The organism is Microbacterium sp. UBA7513 (genome assembly GCF_002478345.1).
In the GTDB taxonomy this organism is placed as follows: Bacteria; Actinomycetota; Actinomycetes; order Actinomycetales; family Microbacteriaceae; genus Microbacterium.
Genome location: NZ_DLNJ01000022.1, coordinates 136,990 through 158,745, shown reverse-complemented (window position 1 = coordinate 158,745; position 21,756 = coordinate 136,990). Strand labels below are relative to the sequence as shown.

Here is a 21,756-nt window from a genome sequence, read left to right as displayed (position 1 = left end):
GAGGCCGTCGCCGGATGCGCTACCGTCGCATCATGACAAGCCGTCTGCGGCGCCGAAGCCTCCCTGTCGTCGGCTTCGTCGCTGCGGCCGTCATGCTCGTCGGGTGCGCGCCGAGCATCGAGAGCCTCGTGCGGGTGAGCCTCGCGGATTCCATCGAAGACGCGCAGGAAGACATGTGGGAGCACCGCGGCAAGATCGTCACGGACCCGGAAGTGACCATCGCCGAACTCTCCCTCGCCTCCGACCTCCGGGACGGAACCGACGAGCTCGACGGCAACCCCCTCAAGCTCCTCGACCTCGACAAGAGGGGCGAGGGCACCACCCTGACACTCCTCGCATTCGGTGGCGCGCAGACGGGCGGTGGCTGGTGGTACGAGCAACGCCAGGGGGCGGTGTGCTTCACCCTGACCTTTCCGCGAGGCGAAGAGGTCGTGGAGACCGGCCCCGCGGACTGCCCGGACATCCCGGAACTGGACGGCATCGAGGACGTCGTCCCGCTCGAAGAACTAGACGTCAGACTCACCGCCACCAAGGCCGACTACCCCGACTCGGTGTGCCAGTGCTACAGCGGCAGTGAGTGCGACTGCCCCGGAGGGTAGGCGATCGGGTCGGATCCCGTCGCCGCAGCAACTCCGCTCCGGTGCCACCCTGATCCCTCAGGGGACGAGGATGATCTTCCCCGAGGCGGCGCCGGTCTCCATGAGCTCATGGGCCCGGGCCGCCTCGGCGAGGGGCAGCTCCGGGCCGAGCTCGATGGTGAAGTCGCCCGCGGCCAGGAGGTCGACCGTCTTCTGCAGCGCTTCTGCGCGCCACTCCAACTCCTGCGGCGTGAGCGGCTCGGGGGAGCCGCCGGAGAACGCCCGGATGCCGAAGTCGGCGGCGTCGGGACCGCGGACGATGGTCGCGATGCGGTCGCGGTCGGCGACCAGGGCGAGGGAGGTCTCGATCGCCTCGTCGGTGCCCGCGCAGTCCAGGACGACGGTCACGGGGGAGGGGGCCGCCGCGCGGACGCGGTCGAGCAGGCCGTCGCCGTAGGCCACGGGGATCGCGCCGAGCTCGCGGAGCTGATCGTGCCGGGCGGGGCTCGCGGTGGCGATCACGGTCGCGCCCCAGGCGACGGCGAACTGCACGGCGGCCTGGCCGACCGCACCCGAGCCCGCATGCACGAGGAGCACGTCGTCGGCCGTCACGGCGAGCGAGCGGAGGGACTGATAGGCGGTGCCGGCGGGGATGCCGATCGCCGCGCCCTCGGCCGCGGTGACGGCATCCGGCAGCTTCACGAGCTTGTCGGCCTCGACCGCGAGGGCGGAGGCGTAGGTCCCGAGCGTGTCGCGGATCGCGACGCGGTCGCCGACCTCGAACCCGTCCGCGCCCTCGCCCAGCACCTCGATGACTCCCGCGCCGTCGAACCCGACCGGACGCGGCTCGGTGATCGGCGCGGACGGGCGCTTGCCGCCGCGGAGCTTGGCGTCGATGGGGTTGGCGCCGGCCGCCTCGATGCGCACCAGCGCCTCGCCGCGGACGGGCACGGGGTCAGGCACCTCCATGAGGTGGAGGACAGCGGGGGATCCGAACTCGGTGTAGACGATCGCGCGGGCCATGCCCTCAGGCTACCCGGCGAGGGTCACTTCCCCGCGAGCGCCTTGGTGATCCGCTGCGGGGACACCGGCTGCGCGGTGCCGAGACGCTGGGCGAAGACGCTGACCCGGTACTCCTCCAGCAGCCAGCGCACCTCGACGATCGCGGGCGGCGCGTCGGGCGCGAGCGGGATGGTGCCCCCGGCGTCCGCGAACAGCGCCGCCATCCGCTCGAACTCCGTCATCCGCGCGCGGTCCTTGCCCGGCTCGTTCGCGAGGGTCTTCAGCCGGTCGATGATGCCGTCGAGGTACCGGGGGAAGTGGGCGAGCCGGTCGACTCCCGCTGCCGCGACGAAGCCGGGGTGCAGCAGGCCGGAGAGCTGAGTGCGGATGTCGTTCAGCGGGCCGAGCAGCGCCAGCGCGTTCTGCGACTTGATGCCGCGCTCCACCTCCCGCGCCTTCGTGAGGATGCGGGCGACCAGGGAGACGCAGGCGAAGAGCTCGTCGACGAGCACGGCGGAGACGGCGTCGCGGACCCGGGCGAAGTCGGCCTCGGTGCGCACGACGCCACGGTCCCGGCCGTCGGCGCCACCGGTCGACGCGTCGATCACACGACCGGCGACGGCGGCCCGGCAGTCCTCGATGAGCGCGGCCGCCGACGGGTACGGCGAGGCGGCGAGTGCGAGCTTCTCCTGGCTGGTGAGGTGCTGCTGCACGTACGACGACGGCGACGGCACCGCGAGCAGGACGAGACGGAGCACGCCGTCGCGCGTGGCGGCGGCCGCGGCGTCGGGAGTCGCCTCGACCCGCACCGACACGCTCGTGCCGGCATCGACGATCGCCGGGTACCCGCGGACGACCCCGCCCGCGACCTTCGTGTCGATGACCGCCGGGAGGTCGCCGAACGTCCACGCCGTCAGCCCGGTCTGCTCGACGGGAGCGGCGGCCACGCGCTCCGCCCCGCGGGGCCCCGGTGCCTCCGCGCGCCCGGGTCGGGCGATGGAGCGGGCGACGCTGCTGCGCGCACGGTCGGAGAGCTCGGCCTGCAGCGCCCGGAGATCGCGCCCGGACCCGACCACCCGTCCCCGCTCGTCCACGGCGCGGAAGTTCATGCGCAGATGCGCCGGCACCCGTTCGTCGTCGAAGTCGGCGGCCGTGACCACCTGGTTCGCGAGCGGCTGCACGAGCCGCGCGAGCGCCTCCTTGAGAGTGCGCGGGGGGAGACCGCCGTGCACCTCCGGACCCTCGTCGGCCAGCGCCGCCCCGAACTTCTCCGCCCAGTCGGCGGCGGGGACGACGTGGCGCCGGATGGCCTTGGGCAGCGCACGCAGCAGTCCGGTGACGAGCTCGGCGCGGAGCCCAGGCACCTGCCAGTCGAAGCCGCGGTCCTCGATCTGGGCGAGCAGCGGCAGCGGGACCACGACGCTCACGCCGTCGTCGGGGGCACCCGGCTCGAACCGGTACGCGAGGCCGAGCACCTGATCGCCCTGCGTCCACCGGGTCGGGAACTCGCGCTGGTCGGCGCGGTCCTCGTCGTCGATGAGGTCGCTCTCGCGCATCACGAGCAGCTTCGGCGTCGTCCTCAGCGCCTCGCGCCACCACTTCTCGAACGACCGCACGTCGAACACGTCGGCGGGGATGCGCTCGTCGTAGAAGCGGAAGACGGCCTCGTCGCCGGCCAGGATGTCGCGGCGCCGCTCGCGCTCCTCGAGCTTCTCCAAGCGGCGGCGGAGCTCGGCGTTGCTGCGCCAGAACGCACTGACCCGCTTGTCGATGCGGGACGGATCCCATTCGCCCTCGACGAGCGCATGACGCACGAAGAGCTCGCGCGAGGCGGCCCGGTCGATGCGGGCGAACTGCACGCGCCGGCGCGGGATGATCTCGACCCCGAACAGCGTGACCTTCTCGAACGCCACGGCGGCTCCGGCGTCCTTGGACCAGTGCGGCTCGGTGACCTGGCGCTTGGCGAGGTCGCCGGCGAGGGGCTCGGCCCAGGCGGGGTCGATGGCGGCGACGGTGCGGGCGAAGGTGCGGGAGGTCTCCACGATCTCGGCGGCCATGACCGCCCGGGGGCTCTTCTTGCGCAACCCCGAGCCCGGGAAGATCGAGAACCGGATGCCCCGCGCGCCCCGGTACTCGGTGATCCGGCGGCGGGCGTCCCCCGCGGGGGAGTGGGCCTTCCCCGCGGGGGCGGTGCGCTCGTCGAGGACGCCGATCTGCGACAGCAGGCCGGACAGCAGCGCGCGGTGGATGGCATCCGGATCGGCGGCACCGCTCGGCTCCGCCCCGCGGTCGGGGGTCTTGACGAGCGTCCGCAGCTGGCGATGCACGTCGAACCACTCGCGGACCCGCACGTAGTTGAGGTGCTCGCTGCGGCACAGCCGGCGGAACGCGCTGGAGCCGAGCGCGCGCTGCTGCTCTCGGAGGTGGTTCCAGAGGTTCAGGAGGGTGAGGAAGTCGCTCGTCGGATCCACGAAGCGCGCGTGCAGCCGGTCGGCCTCCTCTCGCCGCTCCTCCGGTCGCTCCCGCACGTCCTGGATGGACAGCCCCGCCACGATCGCGAGCACGTCCCGCAGCACCGACCCCTGGGTCCCTGGGCCTGTCGAAGGGCCCGCCTCGATGAGCATCCGCGCGAACCGCGGGTCCATCGGCATCCGGGCGATGTCGCGCCCGATGCGGGTGAGCCGGGGGCCGTCGTCCGGGCCGTGCGCCGGGCGGAGGGCGCCGAGTTCGGTGAGCAGGTCGAACGCCGCCTTCACGCCCCGGGAGTCGGGCGGGGTGAGGAAGGGGAACGCGGTGATGTCCCCGAAGCCCAGCGCGAGCATCTGCAGGATGACGGAGGCGAGCGAGGTGCGCAGGATCTCGGGTTCGGTGAACTCGGGACGCCGCGCGAAGTCCTCCTCGGAGTACAGGCGGATGGCGATGCCGTCACTCGTACGGCCGGCACGACCGGAGCGCTGGTTCGCCGAGGCCTGGGAGATGGCCTCGATGGGCAGCCGCTGCACCTTCGAGCGGTTGCTGTACCGGGAGATGCGGGCGGTGCCCGCGTCGATGACGTACTTGATGCCGGGCACCGTGAGGCTCGTCTCGGCCACGTTCGTCGCGAGCACGACCCGGCGACGGACCCCGGCCACGGTGCTGCGCTCGAACACCCGGTGCTGCTCCGCGGCGGAGAGCCGACCGAACAGGGGGAGGACCTCGGTGGGCGAACGGTCCTTGGCGTAGGCGGCGCGCACGGCGTCGGCCGCATCCCGGATCTCCGCCTCGCCCGGCAGGAACACGAGCACGTCGCCTGGTGCCTCCCGGTCCAGCTCGCGGAGCGCCGCGACGATCGCGCTCACCTCGTCCTCCGGCTCGCCGGCGGCGTCCTGCTCCGCGTCCTCGTCGACGAGCGGGCGATAGCGGATCTCGACGGGATATGTGCGCCCCGACACCTCGATGACGGGCGCGGGGGTGCCGTCGGCAGCGGCGAAGTGGCGGGCGAAGCTCTCCGGGTCGATCGTGGCGGAGGTGATGATCACCTTCAGGTCCGGGCGCTCCGGGAGGATGCGGGCGAGGTAGCCCAGCAGGAAGTCGACGTTGAGGGAGCGCTCGTGGGCCTCGTCGATGATGATCGTGTCGTAGCGCGTCAGCAGCCGGTCCCGGTGGATCTCGTTGAGGAGGATCCCGTCGGTCATCAGCGCGATCCGGGTCTCGTCGGAGACCTTGTCGGTGAAGCGCACCTTGTAGCCGACGAGGGTGCCGAGCTCGACCCGCAGCTCCTCGGCCACGCGCTCCGCGATCGTGCGGGCGGCCAGCCGTCGGGGCTGGGTATGGGCGATGCGCTCCCGGCCCAGCTCCAGCGCGATCTTCGGGAGCTGGGTGGTCTTCCCCGATCCGGTCGCGCCGGCGACGATGACGACCTGGTGGTCGCGGATGGCGTCGGCGATCTCGTCCCTGGCCGCGCTGACGGGCAGCTCCGGAGGGTAGGAGATCACGGGGGAGGACATAGCCCTCCATCGTATGCCGGGATGCGCGCCGGGGTCGCCGCGATCGCCGCATACGATCATCGGGTGATGACTGCTCTCCGCCCCGTGCGCTGGTTCCGTGATTTCGGGCGGCCGCCGCGCATCCTCGGTCTCGACGTCGCCCGGGGTCTGGCGATCCTCGGCATGGCCGGTGCCCACGTCGGCGTGACGGAGGCGTTCGAGTGGGGCGACCCGACGACGTGGACCGACCTCGTGCACGGTCGCTCGTCGATCCTGTTCGCGCTGCTCGCCGGCGTCTCCATCGCCCTCATGACAGGACGCGACGTGCTGCCGGAGCGGGAGCGCGTCCCGAGCATCCGCCTCAACCTCGTCGGCCGCGGCGCGGTGATCTTCGTGATCGGTCTCGCCCTGGAGCTCCTCAACACGCCGATCGCCGTGATCCTCACCCTCTACGGCCTGCTGTACGTCGCCGTCATCCCGGTCCTGCGGTGGCGACCGTGGCAGCTGCTCCTCGGCGCCGCCGTCCTCGCCCTCGCCGGTCCGGCGCTGCTCGCTCTGCTCAGCGCGGTGGCGCTGCAGCCGTTCGGCGCGGGCATCGGGTTCGCGCTCTACGGCACCTATCCGATCACCGTGTGGCTGGCGCTCGTGCTCGGCGGCATGGCTCTGGGCCGGCTCCGGGTGCAGGAGCTGCGCACGGCCGTCGTCGCCCTCGTCGTCGGCGTGGTCCTCGCCGCGATCGGCTACGGCCTCGGCGCTCTCGGCGCGGGCGCGGGACTGGGCGGGACCGGATCACTCAGCTCCTCGACGAGCGGATACTCCGGGAGCGAGAGCATCGAGATCCTTCCCGACGAGAGCCTGGACAGCCTCCCTGTCGAGAGCCTGTCGTCGTCGTTCATCCCGGACGACGCGATGCCGCCGTCGGGCTGGGAGAGCTACCCCGAAGCGCTCGCCGCGACGGACCCGCTCGGCTCCATGGTCCGCGCGGTCTTCGCCGTCGACCCGCATAGCGGTGGCACCGCCGAGATCCTGGGCTCCGGCGGCTTCGCCCTCGCGGTGGTCGCCCTGTGCCTGCTGCTGAGCCGTCCGCTGCGCTGGCTGCTGCTGCCCCTCGGAGCTCTGGGATCCATGCCGCTCACGGCATACAGCCTGCACGTCGTCTCCGTCGTCGTCGTCGCCGGCCCCGGCGGCTTCATCGCGGACAACGCCTTCTGGGCGCTCACGGCCCTGGCGCTCCTGATGGTCACGACGCTGTGGGCGATGTTCGTCGGCCGTGGCCCCCTGGAGCGACTTGTCGGGAAGGGCGCCGTCGCGATGGCGGCCGTCCCTCGCCGCTGACGCTTTTCGTCATCCGCACGGCCGCACCTGTCATCACAGGTCCTAGGCTGGGGGGATGACCATTCCTGCACTCGAACTGAACGACGGCAACTCCATCCCCCAGCTGGGCTACGGCGTCTTCAAGGTGCCGCCGGCGGAGACCGAGAAGGCGGTGAGCGAAGCCCTGGAGATCGGGTACCGCCACATCGACACCGCCGCGATCTACGGCAACGAGGAGGGTGTCGGCGCGGCCATCGCGTCCTCCGGCATCCCCCGCGAGGAGCTCTTCGTCACCACGAAGCTGTGGAACGACCGCCACCACGACGACGAGCCCCGCGCCGCCATCGGCGAGAGCCTGGAGAAGCTCGGCCTGGAGCAGGTCGACCTCTACCTCGTGCACTGGCCCACCCCGGCGAAGGACGACTACGTCCACGCGTTCGCGAAGCTCATCGAGCTGCGCGACGCGGGCCTGACGCGCAGCATCGGCGTCTCGAACTTCCTCGTGCCGCACCTGGAGCGCACGGTGAAGGAGACCGGCGTCGTCCCGGCCGTGAACCAGATCGAGCTGCACCCGGCGTACCAGCGCCGCGAGGAGGTCGCCTGGGCCGAGGCCAACGGCGTCCGCATCGAGGCCTGGGGTCCGCTCGGCCAGGGCAAGTACGACCTCTTCGGCACCCCGGCGATCGCGGAGGCGGCCGCCGCTCACGGCGTGACGCCCGCACAGGCCGTCCTGCGCTGGCACCTGCAGAAGGGCATCATCGTCTTCCCGAAGTCGGTGCGCCCCGAGCGCCTGCGCGAGAACCTCGATGTGTTCGGCTTCGAGCTGACCGACGCCGAGATCGCCGCGATCGACGCGCTCGACCCGCTCGACGGTTCCGGCCGCGTGGGCTCGCACCCGGACGAGGTCAACTGATCCCGCCCTCATACCGGCCGCGGGCCCGGCACTGACGCCGTCACCGAGCAGGCACTGACCGGAGCCGCGCTCCACAGCACGGACACCGCACATGACGCCCCGTGTCGCTTCGCGCGACACGGGGCGTCCGCGTGGGTACCGTCGAGCGCATGACAGCTCCGCTCCGCGTCGTCGCCGTCTCGGGCTCCCTGCACGAGCCGAGCAAGACCACCGCCCTCCTCCGTGCGATCACCGCCGCGGTCGCCGAGCGCGCCCCCGTCGAGGCGCAGCTGATCGAGCTCACGCAGATCGGCCCCTCGCTCGCGGGTGCTCTCACCCGTGACCAGCTCCCGCCGGAGGCGGAGGCGCAGCTGAAGGCGATCGAGACCGCCGACCTGCTCATCGCGGGCAGCCCGGTGTACCGCGCCTCGTTCACGGGGCTGTTCAAGCACCTGTTCGACTTCGTGGACCAGTACGCCCTCGTCGGCACGCCGGTGCTCCTCGCCGCGACCGGCGGCGGCGAGCGGCACGCCCTCATGATCGAGCACCAGCTCCGTCCCCTGTTCGCGTTCTTCCAGGCGCTCACCCTCCCGCTCGGCGTGTACGCGAGCACGACCGACTTCGACGGCTACGAGGTGGCCACCGACGTGCTGCGGGCGCGGATCGCGCTCGCAGCCGAGCGCGCCCTTCCGCTCGTCGGCTACACCGCGTCTCGCCCCGCGGAGCTGCTCGTCGGCTGATCCGGGTCTCCCGGTCTCGCGGAGCTGCTCGACGGTTGAGCCTGTCTCGCCCCGCGGAGCTGCTCGTCGGCTGATCCGGGTCCGACCCCCAGCAGGCCTCCCCGGCGTAGCGTGGGAGCATGACGAACCGGCTCGCCGACACTCTCAGCCCCTATCTGCGGGCGCACGCGGACAACCCCGTCGACTGGTACCCCTGGGGGGAGGAGGCCTTCGCGGAGGCTCGCCGCCGGGACGTGCCGATGCTGATTTCGATCGGCTACTCCACCTGTCACTGGTGCCATGTGATGGCGCGCGAGTCGTTCGCCGACCCGGAGACCGCCGCCCGCATCAACGAGGGGTTCGTCGCGGTGAAGGTCGACCGCGAGGAGCATCCGCACGTCGACGGGGCGTACATGGCCGCCGCGTCCGCGTTCACCCAGAACCTCGGCTGGCCGCTCACGGTGTTCACCACGCCCGCCGGACGCGCCTTCTACGCGGGGACGTACTGGCCGCCGGAGGCGCGACCGCCGATGCCCGCGTTCCGCGATGTGCTGGCCGCGGTGCGCGAGGCGTGGACGACGCGACGGGCGCAGGCCGAGGAATCCGCCGACGCGGTGACCGCGGCGCTCGCCGAGGCGGCGGAGACCGCGGCGTCGAGCCTCCCGGACGCCGCCGCCCTCGCGGAGGCCGCCCGCGGTCTCGCCGCCAGGGAGGACGCGGAGTTCGGCGGCTTCGGCGGAGCTCCGAAGTTCCCGGTGGCCACGACCCTGCGGTTCCTCCAGGAGCCCCTCGTCCGCGCGGCCGCACCGGAGGCGGCGGCTGCGGCCGAGCGCGCCCTCGCGGCGATGGTGGACTCGGATCTGCGTGACGCCGACGGCGGGTTCTTCCGCTATGCGACCCGGCGTGACTGGACGGTGCCGCACTACGAGCGCATGCTGACCGACAACGCCCAGCTGCTCGAGGTCGCGCTCGACGCCGGCGACGAGGAGACCGCGCGCGGCATAGCCCGCTTCCTGCTCGGCACGCTGCGGCGGAAGGGCGGCGGCTTCGGCGCTGCGCAGGATTCCGAATCGTGGATCGACGGGGCCCGCAGCGAGGGGGGCTACTACCTCCGTCCCGTCGCGGAGCGCGCGGCGCTGGAGCCGCCCGCGGTAGACGGCAAGGTCATCACGGGCTGGAACGGCCTCGCGATCGCGGCACTCGCCCGGGCGGGGGCGGCGCTCGGCGAGGACGCGTGGATCGCCGATGCCGCAGAGGCGGCCGCGGCCGTGCTCGGCACCAACCGCGGGGCCGACGGCGCGCTCGTACGGGCCTCCCTGGACGGCCGACCCTCCGCCGCGGTCGCCACCGCCGCCGACCTCGCTCTCCTCGCCGACGGCCTGTTCGCCCTCGCGGCGGCGACGGGTGACGTCGCTCCGGCGGTCACGGGGCGCGACCTCCTCGACGGGGTGCTGGACGGCGCCGCGGGGGAGGACCCGCTGCTCCGTACGCAGGGCATCGCCGCCTCGCCCGACCACACCGACGGCGACCTCCCCTCGGACACGGCGGCGGTCGCGCAGGCCGCGCTCAGTGCCTGGCGGCTCGGAGCGGGGGACCGCTATCGCGCGGCGGCGGCCGAGCGGGTGCAGGCCCTTGCCTCCCGGGCACTCGCCCAGCCCTTCGCCCACGGCAGTCTGCTGCGGGTCGCCGCAGGACTCGCCACGGCGCCGCGGCAGCTCGTCGTGGTGACGGAGGACCCCGGTGGCGTGCTCGCCGCCGCGGCCCGCGGAGCCGATGCCGATGTCGTCGCCGTCGTCACGCCGGCGCAGGCCGCGGCGTTCGCCGCCGCGGGGTTCGAGCTGTTCGAGGGCAAGGAGGCGACCGCCGAGCGCGCCTACGACTGCCGCGCCTTCGTGTGCCGCCTGCCGGTGAGCGATCCGGCCGCGGTCTCGCGCGCACGGTGAGCGCCCTTCTCCGGCGCAGCGCTGTGCATTCTGCCTACCGTGCGGCGTCCTTCAGCCTGTCGAGTGCGCGCGATGCGCAGCTTCGAGTGCACGGTTTGCCCAGCGCCCGCCATCCGTTCTAGGGTGACGCGACCCCTCTCGGATCACAGCAAGGATGCTCTGACGATGACTCTCTCCGCCCGCGCCGGTCTCGACGCCGTGCCCGCCTACCGACAGGGGCGCTCCGCCCCGGCCGGTGCCTCCAAGCTCTCCTCGAACGAGTCCCCGCATCCGCCGCTGCCCTCCGTCGTGCGCGCCGTGCAGGACCGGGTGGCCGGCATCCACCGCTACCCGGACATGAGTGCCTCCGCGGTCCGGGAGGCGCTCGCCGCCCGGTATGCGGTGAACCCGGCGCAGGTGACCGTCGGCGCGGGGTCGGTGGAGATCGCCGCCCAGCTCATCCACGCGGTCGCCGGCGAGGGGGACGAGGTCGTCTTCGCGTGGCGGTCCTTCGAGGCCTACCCCTCGCTCGTCCGGATCGCCGGGGCGACGCCCGTCGCCGTGCCGCTGGATGCCGATCACGGACACGACCTCGACGCGATGCTCGCCGCGATCACCCCGCGCACGCGCCTCGTCTTCGTGTGCAACCCCAACAACCCGACCGGCACGGTCGTCGACGCCGAGGCCCTGGAGCGCTTCGTCGCCGCGGTGCCGCACGACGTCCTCGTCGTCATCGACGAGGCCTACGTGCACTTCGACCGCACGGACAGCCGCGGCGCCGGCATCGAGCTGTTCCGTCGCCACCCGCACGTCGCGGTGCTGCACACGTTCTCCAAGGCCTACGGCCTCGCCGGTCTCCGTATCGGCTATGCGATCGCCCCCGCCACGATCGCCGAGGCGCAGCGCAAGGTGGCCGTGCCGTTCGGGGTCACCGACCTCGCCCAGGCCGCGGCCCTCGCCTCGCTCGCCGCGGAGGACGAGCTCGCCGTCCGCATCGACGAGGTCGTGGCGCAGCGCGACCGGCTGTACACCGTGCTCACCGCCGCCGGCTGGCCCGCCGTCCGCTCGCAGGCCAACTTCGTCTGGGTTCCCGCGGGGGAGCACACCGCCGAGCTCGACGCCGTCCTGCACGCCGGGGGCGTGGTCGCCCGCGCCTTCCCCGGTGAGGGCGTCCGTATCTCGTCCGGCTCCGCCGCCGACATCGATCGGGTGGAAGCGGCCCTCGCGGCCTCCGGCGATTCCGACCACGATTCCGACCTGATGGAGGTGGGCGCGTGACCACCGAGGTCCCCGTCACCACGACGACCACGAAGGGCTTGCACCCGGGCCTCACCCGCCGCCAGATCTCCATGATGGGGCTCGGCGGCGCGATCGGCGCGGGGCTGTTCGTCGGCTCCGGGCAGGCGATCAGCATCGCCGGACCCGCCGTGCTCATCTCGTACCTCGTCGCGGGCGGCATCGTCGTGCTCGTGATGGCGATGCTCGCCGAGATGGTCGCGGCCCGTCCGAGCTCCGGCGCCTTCAGCTCCTACGCCCAGAAGGCCATGGGGCGCAGCGCCGGCAGCGCGGTGGGCTGGCTGTACTGGATTCAGCTCGTCGTCGTGATCGCCGCCGAGGCGACCGGCGCGGCCGGGATCGTGGCGAACTGGGTACCCGGGATCCCCGCGTGGGTGTGGGTGCTCGTGTTCGTCGTGGCCCTCACCGCGGTGAACCTCTTCGGCGTGCGCAACTACGGCCGTTTCGAGTTCTGGTTCGCGGCGATCAAGGTCGCCGCGATCATCGCCTTCCTCGTCGTCGGCGTATGCGCGATCGTCGGGCTCATCCCCGGCGTGCCGGCGACCGGCATCTCGAATCTGGTGGATGAGGGCGGCTTCGCGCCGCACGGCATCACCGGCATCGCGGCGGCGCTCCTCATCGTCGTCTTCGCGTTCGGCGGCACCGAGGTCGTCGCGATCGCGGCCGCCGAGTCGGACGACCCCTCCCGCAACATCCGCCGGATCGTGCGCGAGGTGCTGGTGCGCATCCTCGTCTTCTACGTCGGCTCGATCTTCGTCATCGTCGCGGTGCTCCCGTGGGACGACCCCGCCGTGCAGGCCGGTCCGTTCTCGGCGGTCCTGGACACCCTGAACGTGCCGGGCGTCGGCCTCGTGATGGACCTCATCGTGGTGATCGCGCTGCTCTCGGCCATGAACGCCAACATCTACGGCGCCTCCCGGATGGCGTACTCGCTGGGCGAACGCGGGCTGGCGCCGCTGTCCGTCACCCGGACGAGCCTCAAGGGCGTGCCGTTCGTCGCCGTCCTCGCCTCGGTGGCGTTCGGCTTCGTCACCGTCGGGTTGAACTGGGCGTTCCCGGATGTCGTGCTCCCGGCGCTGCTGAACGTCGTGGGGTCGACCCTGCTGGTGATCTGGACGGCGACGGCGATCTCGCAGATCGTGCTGCGCCGGCGGGCCGACCGCGCCGGCGAGGCGATGCCGATGCGGCTCTGGGGCTTCCCCTGGGTCTCGTGGCTCTGCCTGGTGCTGCTCACGGCCGTGATCGCGCTGGCGATGATCGACCCGGCCGCGCGCATCCAGCTGCTGCTCACGCTCGGGCTCACCGCCGTGCTGCTGGTCGTCGCCCGCCTGACGCGGGGTGTGTCCCGCCCCGGGATCGTCAAGGAGTGACGTGCGGATCGATCGCCTCGACGCCGCGCTGATCCGGCTGCTGACGGAGTCGCCGCAGCTGCCCCTGCTCGAGTGCGCACGCCGGCTGGGCATCGCGCGGGGGACGGCCACCAGCCGTCTCGCGCGCTTGCACGAGGGCGGGGTGATCGAGGCGATCGTGCCGCGCATCGACCCCGCCGGCTTCGGGTACGGCGTCGTGGCGTTCTGCCTCGTCGAGATCGATCAGAAGGTCGGACACGACGACGTCGCCACCGCCCTCGCGGACGCGGTGCCGGAGATCGTCGACATGCACACCGTGACCGGCGCGAGCGACATGCAGCTCCGGCTCGTCGCCCGCGATGCGACGCGGCTGCAGGAGGTGCTGGACCGGGTGGCCCTTGTGCCGGGGGTCGCGCGGACCGCGTCCTCCATCGCGATGCGCACGCATCTCTCCGGTCGCGTCCTCCCGCTCGTGGAGCACGTGGCCGACGAGGTCTCCTGACCCGGGGCCGCGCTGTGGCCGGCCAGCCCGCCGGTCAGACCCAGCCGGGCAGCCAGTTGTGCAGGCGCCAGAAGTCGTAGGGAACGCTCGTCCCCGTCCACAGCGGCAGGAAGAACGCCGACACCAGGACGACGACGCCGAGGTAGATCAGGACGGTGCGCTCTCCCGACTGCCGGCGCGGGAGCGGATCCCCCCGGCGCCCGGCGATGATCCGCAGCGTGGCGGTGAGCGCGAGCACGAGGAACGGCATCATCACGACCGTGTAGAACTGGAAGATCGTCCGGTCGGGGAACATGAGCCAGGGCAGGTAGGTCACCGCGAGCCCCACGAGCGGGAGGCTGAGCGCCGGGCCGACCGGCTGCCGCGTGATCCAGCCGCGGATGAGGCGGTAGAGCAGGTACACGCTGGCCGCGACGCCGCCGTACCAGATGAGCGGGTTGGGGATCGCCGAGATCACGCCGATGCAGTGGTCGACGCCGCAGCCGGTGGGGTCGCTGTCGACCCACACCGCGGTCGGGCGGAGCAGGAAGGGCCACTCCCACGCCGGGCTCGCGTACGGGTGCCCGCGGGTGAGGCCCACGTGGAACCCGAGCATGGCCTCGTGGTAGTTCCACAGGGCGATAAGCGGGTTCGGGTCGCTGCCGCGGTCGTAGCCGTTCGCCGTCACTAGCCACCCGGTCCAGCTCGCGAGGTACACCGCGAGAGCGGGGAAGACGAGGAGGACGAACGACACCGGCCCCTGCCGGAAGACCGCGGACGCCGGCCACACCACGACCCCGCCGCGGCGCCGGGCGAGGGCGTCGGTGATGACGACGTAGAGTCCGAAGCCCGCGAGCACGTACAGCCCCGACCACTTCACCGCCGAGGCGGCGCCGAGTGCGAGCCCCGCGGCGACGAGCCAGGGACGGCGCCAGAGGATCGGTCCCCACAGCGGGTGCTCGTCGTCGGGGTCCCGGCGTTCGAGCAGCGGGATCGTGCGCTGGCGGTCGATGAGAACGAACAGCACGCCCAGCAGCACGAAGAAGGTGAGGATGCCGTCGAGCAGCGCGATCCGGCTCATCACGATGCTGAGGCCGTCGATCGCGAGGAGCGTCCCGGCCACCGTCGCCGCCACGACCGAGCCGGTCAGGCGCCGGGCGATGAGGAAGACCAGCAGCACCGATCCCGCGCCGAGGACGGCGGTCGCCAGACGCCAGCCGGCGCTGTTGTCCGGGCCGCCGATGGCCATGCCGAGCGCGATGAGCCACTTCCCGAGCGGCGGGTGCACGATGAAGGCGCCCTTGTTCGTCAGCGGGAGCTCCTGCAGGGTGACGAAGGCGTCGTTCGCGTTCTCGCCCCACACCCCCTCGTACCCGAGGCTCCACAGCGACCAGGCGTCCTTGACGTAGTAGGTCTCGTCGAAGGCGAGCTGGTGTGGGTGCCCGACGTTCGCCAGGCGCAGCACCGCCGCGAGAGCGGTGACCAGCAGCGGGGCCAGCCAGCCGATCGCCCGGCCCCAGTCCGGCGCGTGCAGCACGCGGTCGCGGAGCCGCTCGTAGCGCGTGAGGCGCTCCTCGGGGAGAGGCAGGAGGGGCTCGGGCGCGGTCACCGGTCCAGCCTACACACACTCCGCCCTGTGCTCCCGGTATGCCGGCCCCCGGGTCGCTGCGGGTCCACGCCTAAGCTGGGCGGGTGATCATCCTCGCCGCGACCCCGATCGGAAACCTGGGCGATGCGTCGCGGCGCCTCGTGGAGGTGCTGGAGAACGCGGAGATCGTCGTCGCGGAGGACACCCGCACGACGCAGCGCCTCCTGCAGGCCCTCGCGATCGACAACCGGCCCCGCTTGATCGCGCTCCACGACCACAACGAGAAGCAGAAGGCCGCGGAACTGGCCGCGCTCGCCGCGGAGACCGACCTCGTGGTGCTGAGCGATGCGGGCATGCCGACCGTGAGCGACCCGGGGTACGGCCTCGTCGCCGAGGCGGTGGCGCAGGGGGTCACGGTGACCGCGATCCCGGGGCCCAGCGCAGTGCTCATGGCCCTGGCGATCTCGGGGCTGCCGACGGACCGCTTCACTTTCGAGGGGTTCCTGCCGAGGAAGCCGGGGGAGCGCCGGGCGACCCTCTCCGCCCTCGCCACCGAGCCCCGCACGATGGTGTTCTTCGAGTCGCCCTCGCGCCTGGCGACGACTCTCACCGACATGGGGGCCGCTTTCGGTGCGGACCGCCGGATCGCCGTGTGCCGGGAGCTGACCAAGCTGTACGAGGAGGTGCGTCGTGGCACCGCGTCCGAGCTCGCCGCCTGGGCCGCTGACGGGGTGAAGGGCGAGATCGTGGTGGTCGTCGAGGGGGCGCCGCGGCGGGAGGCCTCTCCGGAGGACGCCCTCGCCCAGGTGCAGGCCCTGGTCGCGGACGGCACCCGCCTGAAGGAGGCGGCCTCCGAGGTCGCGGCCCTGACGGGCTTGTCCTCCCGGGAGCTGTATCAGGCGGCCCTCGCGGCGCGGTCACGGTGACTCCCGTCGCAGATTCGCCCCGGGGTCGCAGGGAGGCGCGGGACGGCTGCGACATGAGCCCGGATCTGCGACCTGCCGCGGGACAGGACTCGGTCGCGCGCGCCTACGATGCGAGGGCCGCGGAGTACCGGGAGGTCGCGGGAGACCTGGGGCTGATGGATCCGCGCGACCGCGAGCTCATCCGGCGCTGGCGCGATGAGACCCCGGGGCGACTGCTCGATGCGGGATGCGGCCCCGGTCACTGGACGGCCTTCCTGCACGGGGATGAGGGCGCAGAGTTCGGAACCGGGCGGGACGTCGAGGGGATCGACCTCTCCGCGGCGTTCATCCACGGGGCGCGGGCGCGGTATCCGCACCTCTCGTTCCATCACGGGTCGTTCCGGACGCTGCCGCAGGCATCGGGCACGGTCGGCGGGGTCCTCGCGTGGTACTCCGTGATCCACACGCCTCCGACCGAGCTGCCGGACGTGTTCGCCGAGTTCGCCCGGGTGCTCGCCCCCGGTGGGAGCCTGCTCCTCGGCTTCTTCGTCGGCGAACCTCGGGCGGTCTTCCCGCATGCCGTCGCCCCCGCGTTCTTCTGGACGGCCGAGGCCCTGTCCCCGCTGCTCGCCGCGGCCGGTCTCGAACTGCAGTGGTCCGAGACCCGCGAGCGCGAACCCGGCGAGATCAGCTCTCGCCCCCACGGAGCCCTCCGCGCCCTCCGCCCCTGACCTGCCCTGTCCAGGCACACCCTCGCAGATCCGCACCGTCTCGCAGAGACTGACTCTATTCCTGCGACACCGACGCGAATCTGCGCCGGCGCGCGGGAGGGGCGGAGGGGAGGGGAGGGGAGGGGGAGGGGGAGACTGTCCTACGCTGACAGGACCAGGACCAGGACCAGGACCGCGACGAGAGGAGTCCGTGTGAGCAAGGCCGCGACGGTGTATGACGTCGCCGACCGCGCCGGAGTGTCGATCGCGACCGTGTCGCGGGTGCTGCGCTCGCCGGAGGCCGTTCGTCCGGTGACCCGCGAGCGGGTGCTCGACGCGGTCTCCGCGCTGGGATACGTCCCCAGCGGGAGCGCGCGAGGTCTCGCGGAGCGCCGGACCGGGGTGCTGGGGCTGTACTTCCCGGGATTCGACGCCGCCGAGGACGCTCCGCCCCTCGACGTGCTGTCCGCCGCCGCCCGCCCGCCGTTCACCGTCGTGTCGGAGGACCAGGACCCGCCGCACTCGTCGATGCTGTTCCTCGATGAAGTCCTCCGCGGCGCCGAGCTGGAGGCATGGAAGCAGGGGTTCGTGCTCATGGTGGGCGTCGGCCGCGACGATCCCGACCGCTCCACCGTCCGCGACATGGCCGGCCGCGTGGACGGGCTCATGGTGCTCGCCCGCAGCGTGCCGGACGACGTGCTCGCCCGGCTGGCCCGCCGCATCCCGGTGGTCGTGCTGTCCGGACCGCCGCGGGGCGATGCCTACGATCACGTCACGGTGAGCAACGTCGAGGCGATGGGGGAGCTGACCCGCCACGTGCTGTCCCAGGTCGGGGAGGGGGAGATCGCGTTCCTCGCGGGCCCGGCCGACTCGCCCGACGCCGAGCAGCGGTGGGAGGGCGTGTCGACCGCGCTCGCCGCGGCGGGGCGCGATCCGGCGGCGGTGCGCATGCTCCGGGGTGACTTCACCCGCGCCTCCGGGCGTCGGGCGGGGGCGGAGTTCGCGCACGACGGCGTGCCCGCCGCTCTCATCGCCGCCAACGACCAGATGGCCCTCGGCGCCATGGACGTGTTCCGGGGCGCGGGCGTGCGGGTGCCCGACGACGTCCTCGTCACGGGGTTCGACGGCATCGAGGCGGCGACGCTGGTGTCGCCCCCGCTGACCACGATCCGGCAGCCGATGATCGAGCTCGGACGCGCGGCCGTGCAGGTGCTCGCGCGACGGCTGGAGCAGCCGGACGCCCCGCCGCTCACCACGCGGCTGCCGCTCCAGATCCTCCTCCGCGAGAGCTCCACGCGCCCCTCCTGAGTCGCCGCGGCCGCGCCGCCCCGGAGGACCCCCGGGCTCACCACGGGGTTGCCGATTCAAAATGTATGCGCTTACAATCTGGTGTACGGCTTCGGCCGGCAGGACTCCCCACCCCCCGGGGCGCCCTTCATGACAGAGACGACATGAGGTCATCCAGTGGCAGAGACGCACACCTTCCGACGCTGGCGCCGCGCCGCCGTCGTGGGGCTCGCGGCCGCAGCGGTCGCGCTCAGCGGCTGCAGCATCCAGATCAGCTCGCAGCCCGACCCCTCGATCGGCGACGACACGATGCTCATCAACGCCGACAAGGGCAACCCGTTCTTCACGCAGAACTTCAACCCCTACCTCACGAACACCCGGACCGCCTCGCGGTGGATCTACGAGCCGCTCATCCTGGTGAACCCGCTCGACGGCGAGCTCACCCCGTGGCTCGCGTCCGAGTGGACCCAGCCGGATGCCCGCACCATCGTGATGACGGTCCGCGACGGCGTGGAGTGGAGCGACGGCGAGCCCCTCACCCCGGAGGATGTGGCCTTCACGTTCCAGCTCATCAAGGACGAGCCCTCGCTCGACATCAAGGGCGCGTGGCAGCACATCGACCGCATCGAGGTCGACGGCGACGACGTGGTGTTCCACCTCCAGGGCGAGGACGCGCCGTCGCTCTCGATCCTCGGGCAGACCATGATCGTGCCCGAGCACCTGTGGGCCGACGTGGAGGACCCGGCCACCTGGCGCAACGAGGAGCCGGTGGGCACCGGGCCGTTCGTGCTCGGCAACTACAACGACCAGCAGTACTCGATGGACCGCAACCCGGACTACTGGCAGGCGGACAAGATCGAGATCGAGCACATCATCCTCCCGGCCACGAACACCCAGCTCGACACCGTGACCCGCGGCTACGACTGGGCCTACTCCTTCATCTCCGACGTCGAGGGCACCTGGGGGGCGGCGAGTCCCGACAACACCTGGTGGTTCCCGCCGGGCGGCGTCATCTCGCTCGTGCCCAACCTCGAGGTCGCTCCCTTCGACGACGTGAACGTCCGTCGCGGCATCGCGCTCGCGCTCGACCGGGAGGAGATCGCGGAGACCGCCTCGGAGGGCTATATGCAGCCCGCCGGGCAGACCGGCCTCATCCTGCCCAACCAGGAGAAGTACCTCGACCCGGAGATCCCGGACCAGGGCATGCTCGCCCAGGACCGCGACGCCGCGCTGGCGGCGTTCGCCGAGTCCGGGTACACCCTCCAGGGTGACCGGCTCGTCGGCGAGGACGGGGAGCAGCTCGCCTTCTCGCTGACCACCGCCAACGGCTACTCCGACTGGACGCGCGCCGCCCAGACCGTGCAGCGCCAGCTCGCGGACGTCGGCGTCACGGTGTCGCTCAAGCTCCCGCAGCCCGCCGGGTATCAGAGCGCGATCGGCACCGGCGACTTCGAGATGGCGATCGGCGGCATGGGCAACGGCGACGTGTACCAGGCCTACAACAGCCTGCTCTCCAGCGACTTCTACGTGCCGGCCGGCGAGGTCACGACCAACAACTTCGAGCGCTACCGCTCCCCGGAGGCCGACGCCCTGCTGGAGGAGTACCGCGCCACGATCGACCCCGACCGCCAGACCGAGATCGTGCACGAGCTGCAGAGCATCGTGTACGAGGAGGTCCCCGTGATCGGCCTCTACTACGGCGGGATCTGGGGCCTGTTCAACGACGCGAAGTTCACCGGCTGGCCCTCCGCGGACGATCCGTACATGATCCCGCAGAATTACGACTCGGCGCCGCTGGGCATCTTCACCCACCTGAAGCGCACGGACGGAGGGGACCAGTGAAGTACGTCCTCCAGAAGATCGGCCTGTTCGTGCTCACCCTGTGGGCCGCGATCACCCTGAACTTCTTCCTCCCGCGACTCATGCCCGGCTCTCCCGCCGACGCGGCGATCGCGAAGCTCTCCCAGAACGGTCCGGTCTCGGACGCCACGCGCGCCGCGATCGAGGCGCAGCTCGGAGTGCCGACCGGTTCGATGTGGGACCAGTACGTGGCCTACCTCGGCCAGGTCGTCCGGCTCGACTTCGGCGTCTCGTACACGTTCTACCCGCAGACCGTGTCGAGCATGGTCTCCACCGCGTTGCCCTACACGCTCGGCCTCGTCGGCATCGTCACGATCCTCGCCTTCGTGATCGGCACGCTCATCGGCGTGATGGCCGCCTGGCGGCGCGGCACCTGGCTGGATTCGCTGCCCACCCTGACCGGGTCGTTCCTCAGCACGTTCCCGTACTTCTGGACGGCGCTGCTGCTGCTGTTCTTCCTGGGCTACGTGCTGCACTGGTTCCCGACCACCGGCGCCTACTCGGCGACGACCACCCCGGGGTTCACCGGGGACTTCATCGTCGACCTCGTCCGGCACGCGTTCCTTCCGGCGCTGACGATCCTGCTCACCTCCCTCGGCGGCTGGATCATCGGCATGCGCAACGCGATGATCAACACGCTCGGCGAGGACTACATCACCTTCGGCGAGGCGAACGGCCTCCGCGGTCGCACGATCGCCCTCCGTTACGCGGCCCGCAACGCGATCCTGCCGAACCTGACCGGCTTCGGGCTCACGCTCGGCGGCGTGGTGGGCGGCTCGATCCTCGTCGAGCAGGTGTTCGGATACCCGGGCATCGGCTACCTGCTCTTCAACGCCGTGATCGGGCAGGACTACCCGCTCATGCAGGCGCTCTTCCTGATGATCACCGTGAGCGTGCTCATCGCCAACTTCCTCGTGGACATCCTCTACGGGGTTCTCGACCCGAGGACTCGCCGATGACGACCCCGAACCCCACCCCCAGCACCGTGACCGTCAAGGTCCCCACCGCCCGCATCGCGGCGCCCAGCCCCTGGCGCGCCTTCGGCCGGATGGTCGGCACCCTGTGGTCCAACGGCAAGGCCCGCATCGGCCTCTGCCTCCTCGCGTTCTTCGTGCTCGTCGCCGTGTTCGCCCCGCTCCTGGCTCCGTACGGGCCGAAGGAGAACGGGTTTCCGCGCAACGCCGACGCCTCGTGGGAGCACTGGCTCGGCACGACCGCGGCCGGGGAGGACGTGCTCAGCCAGCTCATCTACGGCGCCCAGGTCAGCCTCCTCGTTGGTTTCGCGGCCGGGCTGCTCTCCACGATCGTGGCCGTGCTGATCGGTCTGAGCTGGGGCTACATGCGCGGGTTCGCGGGCGAGGTCGTCGGGTTCATCGTCAACCTGTTCCTCGTGATCCCCGGCCTGCCGCTGATGATCGTGATCGCGGCCTACCTGCAGAACGGCGGCATCCTCATGATCATCGCCGTGATCGTCGTGACCGGCTGGGCGTGGGGTGCGCGCGTGCTGCGCAGCCAGACCCAGTCCCTCCGCGGCAACGACTTCGTCACCTCGGCGCAGTTCTCCGGCGACAGCAGGGCGCGGATCGTCTTCCGCGAGATACTGCCGAACATGACGTCGATCATCGCCGGCACCCTCTTCGGGGCGGCGACGGCGGCGATCCTCGCCGAGGCGGGGCTGGAGTTCCTCGGCCTCGGCGACTCCAGCATCGTCAGCTGGGGCACGATGCTCTACTGGGCGCAGAACTCCAACTCCCTGCTCACCGGACAGTGGCTGCTGCTGTTCGCGCCCGGTCTGTGCATCGCGCTGCTCGCCCTCAGCCTCACACTCATCAACTTCGGCGTGGACGGCATCTCCAATCCGCGCCTGCGCGAAGGGAAGGGCCGATGA

General features: G+C 72.0%; 17 protein-coding genes. 14 read left to right on the top strand and 3 right to left on the bottom strand.

Annotated features, from left to right (window positions below; translation table 11 throughout):
- The first annotated feature begins 32 nt into the window (after positions 1-32).
- Positions 33-599: a hypothetical protein gene (locus B2W79_RS13005; protein ID WP_143049341.1), complete on the top strand. Its 567-nt coding sequence runs from the start codon at positions 33-35 to the stop codon at positions 597-599.
- 57 nt (positions 600-656) lie between these two features.
- On the opposite strand, the gene B2W79_RS13000 is transcribed toward B2W79_RS13005, so the two are convergent.
- Both B2W79_RS13000 and hrpA read right to left on the bottom strand, forming a co-directional pair.
- Positions 657-1,601: a quinone oxidoreductase family protein gene (locus tag B2W79_RS13000; RefSeq protein WP_071330029.1), complete on the bottom strand. Its 945-nt coding sequence runs from the start codon at positions 1,599-1,601 to the stop codon at positions 657-659.
- Between the two features lie 23 nt (positions 1,602-1,624).
- Positions 1,625-5,566 (bottom strand): ATP-dependent RNA helicase HrpA, encoded by a 3,942-nt coding sequence (gene hrpA / locus B2W79_RS12995; RefSeq protein ID WP_292790081.1) that lies wholly within the window; start codon positions 5,564-5,566, stop codon positions 1,625-1,627.
- Positions 5,567-5,632: 66 nt separating this feature from the next.
- On the opposite strand from hrpA, the gene B2W79_RS12990 reads away from it, so the two are divergent.
- The 7 genes from B2W79_RS12990 to B2W79_RS12960 all read left to right on the top strand — a co-directional run bounded on the left by B2W79_RS12990 (position 5,633) and on the right by B2W79_RS12960 (position 13,539).
- Entirely contained in the window at positions 5,633-6,880 is a 1,248-nt protein-coding gene (locus B2W79_RS12990; protein WP_292790079.1) for a heparan-alpha-glucosaminide N-acetyltransferase domain-containing protein, read from the top strand.
- 55 nt (positions 6,881-6,935) lie between these two features.
- The gene (locus tag B2W79_RS12985; RefSeq protein WP_071330032.1) at positions 6,936-7,772 is read left to right on the top strand and encodes an aldo/keto reductase; all 837 of its coding nucleotides are present in this window, start codon (positions 6,936-6,938) and stop codon (positions 7,770-7,772) included.
- Positions 7,773-7,921: 149 nt separating this feature from the next.
- Complete coding sequence (gene msuE / locus B2W79_RS12980; RefSeq protein ID WP_071330033.1) at positions 7,922-8,491, top strand: FMN reductase; 570 nt, start codon at positions 7,922-7,924, stop codon at positions 8,489-8,491.
- A 119-nt stretch (positions 8,492-8,610) separates the two neighbouring features.
- Entirely contained in the window at positions 8,611-10,413 is a 1,803-nt protein-coding gene (locus B2W79_RS12975; protein ID WP_292790076.1) for a thioredoxin domain-containing protein, read from the top strand.
- Between the two features lie 165 nt (positions 10,414-10,578).
- Positions 10,579-11,670, top strand: coding sequence for a histidinol-phosphate transaminase (hisC, locus tag B2W79_RS12970; protein ID WP_071330035.1), 1,092 nt, complete (start codon positions 10,579-10,581; stop codon positions 11,668-11,670).
- Positions 11,667-13,058 (top strand): amino acid permease, encoded by a 1,392-nt coding sequence (locus B2W79_RS12965; RefSeq protein ID WP_292790072.1) that lies wholly within the window; start codon positions 11,667-11,669, stop codon positions 13,056-13,058. Before hisC ends, B2W79_RS12965 begins: the two co-directional genes overlap by 4 nt.
- 1 nt (position 13,059) lies before the next feature.
- Positions 13,060-13,539: an Lrp/AsnC family transcriptional regulator gene (locus B2W79_RS12960; RefSeq protein ID WP_025105602.1), complete on the top strand. Its 480-nt coding sequence runs from the start codon at positions 13,060-13,062 to the stop codon at positions 13,537-13,539.
- 34 nt (positions 13,540-13,573) lie between these two features.
- On the opposite strand, the gene B2W79_RS12955 is transcribed toward B2W79_RS12960, so the two are convergent.
- A complete protein-coding gene (locus B2W79_RS12955) occupies positions 13,574-15,127 on the bottom strand; it encodes a dolichyl-phosphate-mannose--protein mannosyltransferase (protein ID WP_292790069.1) in 1,554 nt (517 codons plus the stop codon).
- Positions 15,128-15,210: 83 nt separating this feature from the next.
- Here B2W79_RS12955 and rsmI point away from each other — a divergent pair, with 83 nt between their 5' ends.
- The 6 genes from rsmI to B2W79_RS12925 all read left to right on the top strand — a co-directional run bounded on the left by rsmI (position 15,211) and on the right by B2W79_RS12925 (position 21,756).
- Complete coding sequence (gene rsmI, locus B2W79_RS12950; protein WP_292790067.1) at positions 15,211-16,032, top strand: 16S rRNA (cytidine(1402)-2'-O)-methyltransferase; 822 nt, start codon at positions 15,211-15,213, stop codon at positions 16,030-16,032.
- 53 nt (positions 16,033-16,085) lie between these two features.
- On the top strand, positions 16,086-16,742 hold the full coding sequence (locus B2W79_RS12945) for a class I SAM-dependent DNA methyltransferase (protein WP_292790065.1): 657 nt from the start codon (positions 16,086-16,088) through the stop codon (positions 16,740-16,742).
- 192 nt (positions 16,743-16,934) lie between these two features.
- Complete coding sequence (locus tag B2W79_RS12940) at positions 16,935-18,029, top strand: LacI family DNA-binding transcriptional regulator (protein WP_083391804.1); 1,095 nt, start codon at positions 16,935-16,937, stop codon at positions 18,027-18,029.
- 156 nt (positions 18,030-18,185) lie between these two features.
- Entirely contained in the window at positions 18,186-19,850 is a 1,665-nt protein-coding gene (locus B2W79_RS12935; RefSeq protein WP_071329618.1) for an ABC transporter substrate-binding protein, read from the top strand.
- Complete coding sequence (locus B2W79_RS12930) at positions 19,847-20,827, top strand: ABC transporter permease (protein ID WP_071329619.1); 981 nt, start codon at positions 19,847-19,849, stop codon at positions 20,825-20,827. The genes B2W79_RS12935 and B2W79_RS12930 overlap by 4 nt, the downstream gene beginning before the upstream one ends.
- Positions 20,824-21,756: an ABC transporter permease gene (locus B2W79_RS12925; protein ID WP_025105609.1), complete on the top strand. Its 933-nt coding sequence runs from the start codon at positions 20,824-20,826 to the stop codon at positions 21,754-21,756. The genes B2W79_RS12930 and B2W79_RS12925 overlap by 4 nt, the downstream gene beginning before the upstream one ends.

Bases quoted from the DNA above. Each gene is read 5' to 3' on its own strand.
- B2W79_RS13005 (WP_143049341.1), top strand. From the start codon at position 33: ATGACAAGCCGTCTGCGGCGCCGAAGCCTCCCTGTCGTCGGCTTCGTC.
- B2W79_RS13000 (WP_071330029.1), bottom strand. From the start codon at position 1,601: ATGGCCCGCGCGATCGTCTACACCGAGTTCGGATCCCCCGCTGTCCTC.
- hrpA (WP_292790081.1), bottom strand. From the start codon at position 5,566: ATGTCCTCCCCCGTGATCTCCTACCCTCCGGAGCTGCCCGTCAGCGCG.
- B2W79_RS12990 (WP_292790079.1), top strand. From the start codon at position 5,633: ATGACTGCTCTCCGCCCCGTGCGCTGGTTCCGTGATTTCGGGCGGCCG.
- B2W79_RS12985 (WP_071330032.1), top strand. From the start codon at position 6,936: ATGACCATTCCTGCACTCGAACTGAACGACGGCAACTCCATCCCCCAG.
- msuE (WP_071330033.1), top strand. From the start codon at position 7,922: ATGACAGCTCCGCTCCGCGTCGTCGCCGTCTCGGGCTCCCTGCACGAG.
- B2W79_RS12975 (WP_292790076.1), top strand. From the start codon at position 8,611: ATGACGAACCGGCTCGCCGACACTCTCAGCCCCTATCTGCGGGCGCAC.
- hisC (WP_071330035.1), top strand. From the start codon at position 10,579: ATGACTCTCTCCGCCCGCGCCGGTCTCGACGCCGTGCCCGCCTACCGA.
- B2W79_RS12945 (WP_292790065.1), top strand. From the start codon at position 16,086: ATGAGCCCGGATCTGCGACCTGCCGCGGGACAGGACTCGGTCGCGCGC.
- B2W79_RS12925 (WP_025105609.1), top strand. From the start codon at position 20,824: ATGACGACCCCGAACCCCACCCCCAGCACCGTGACCGTCAAGGTCCCC.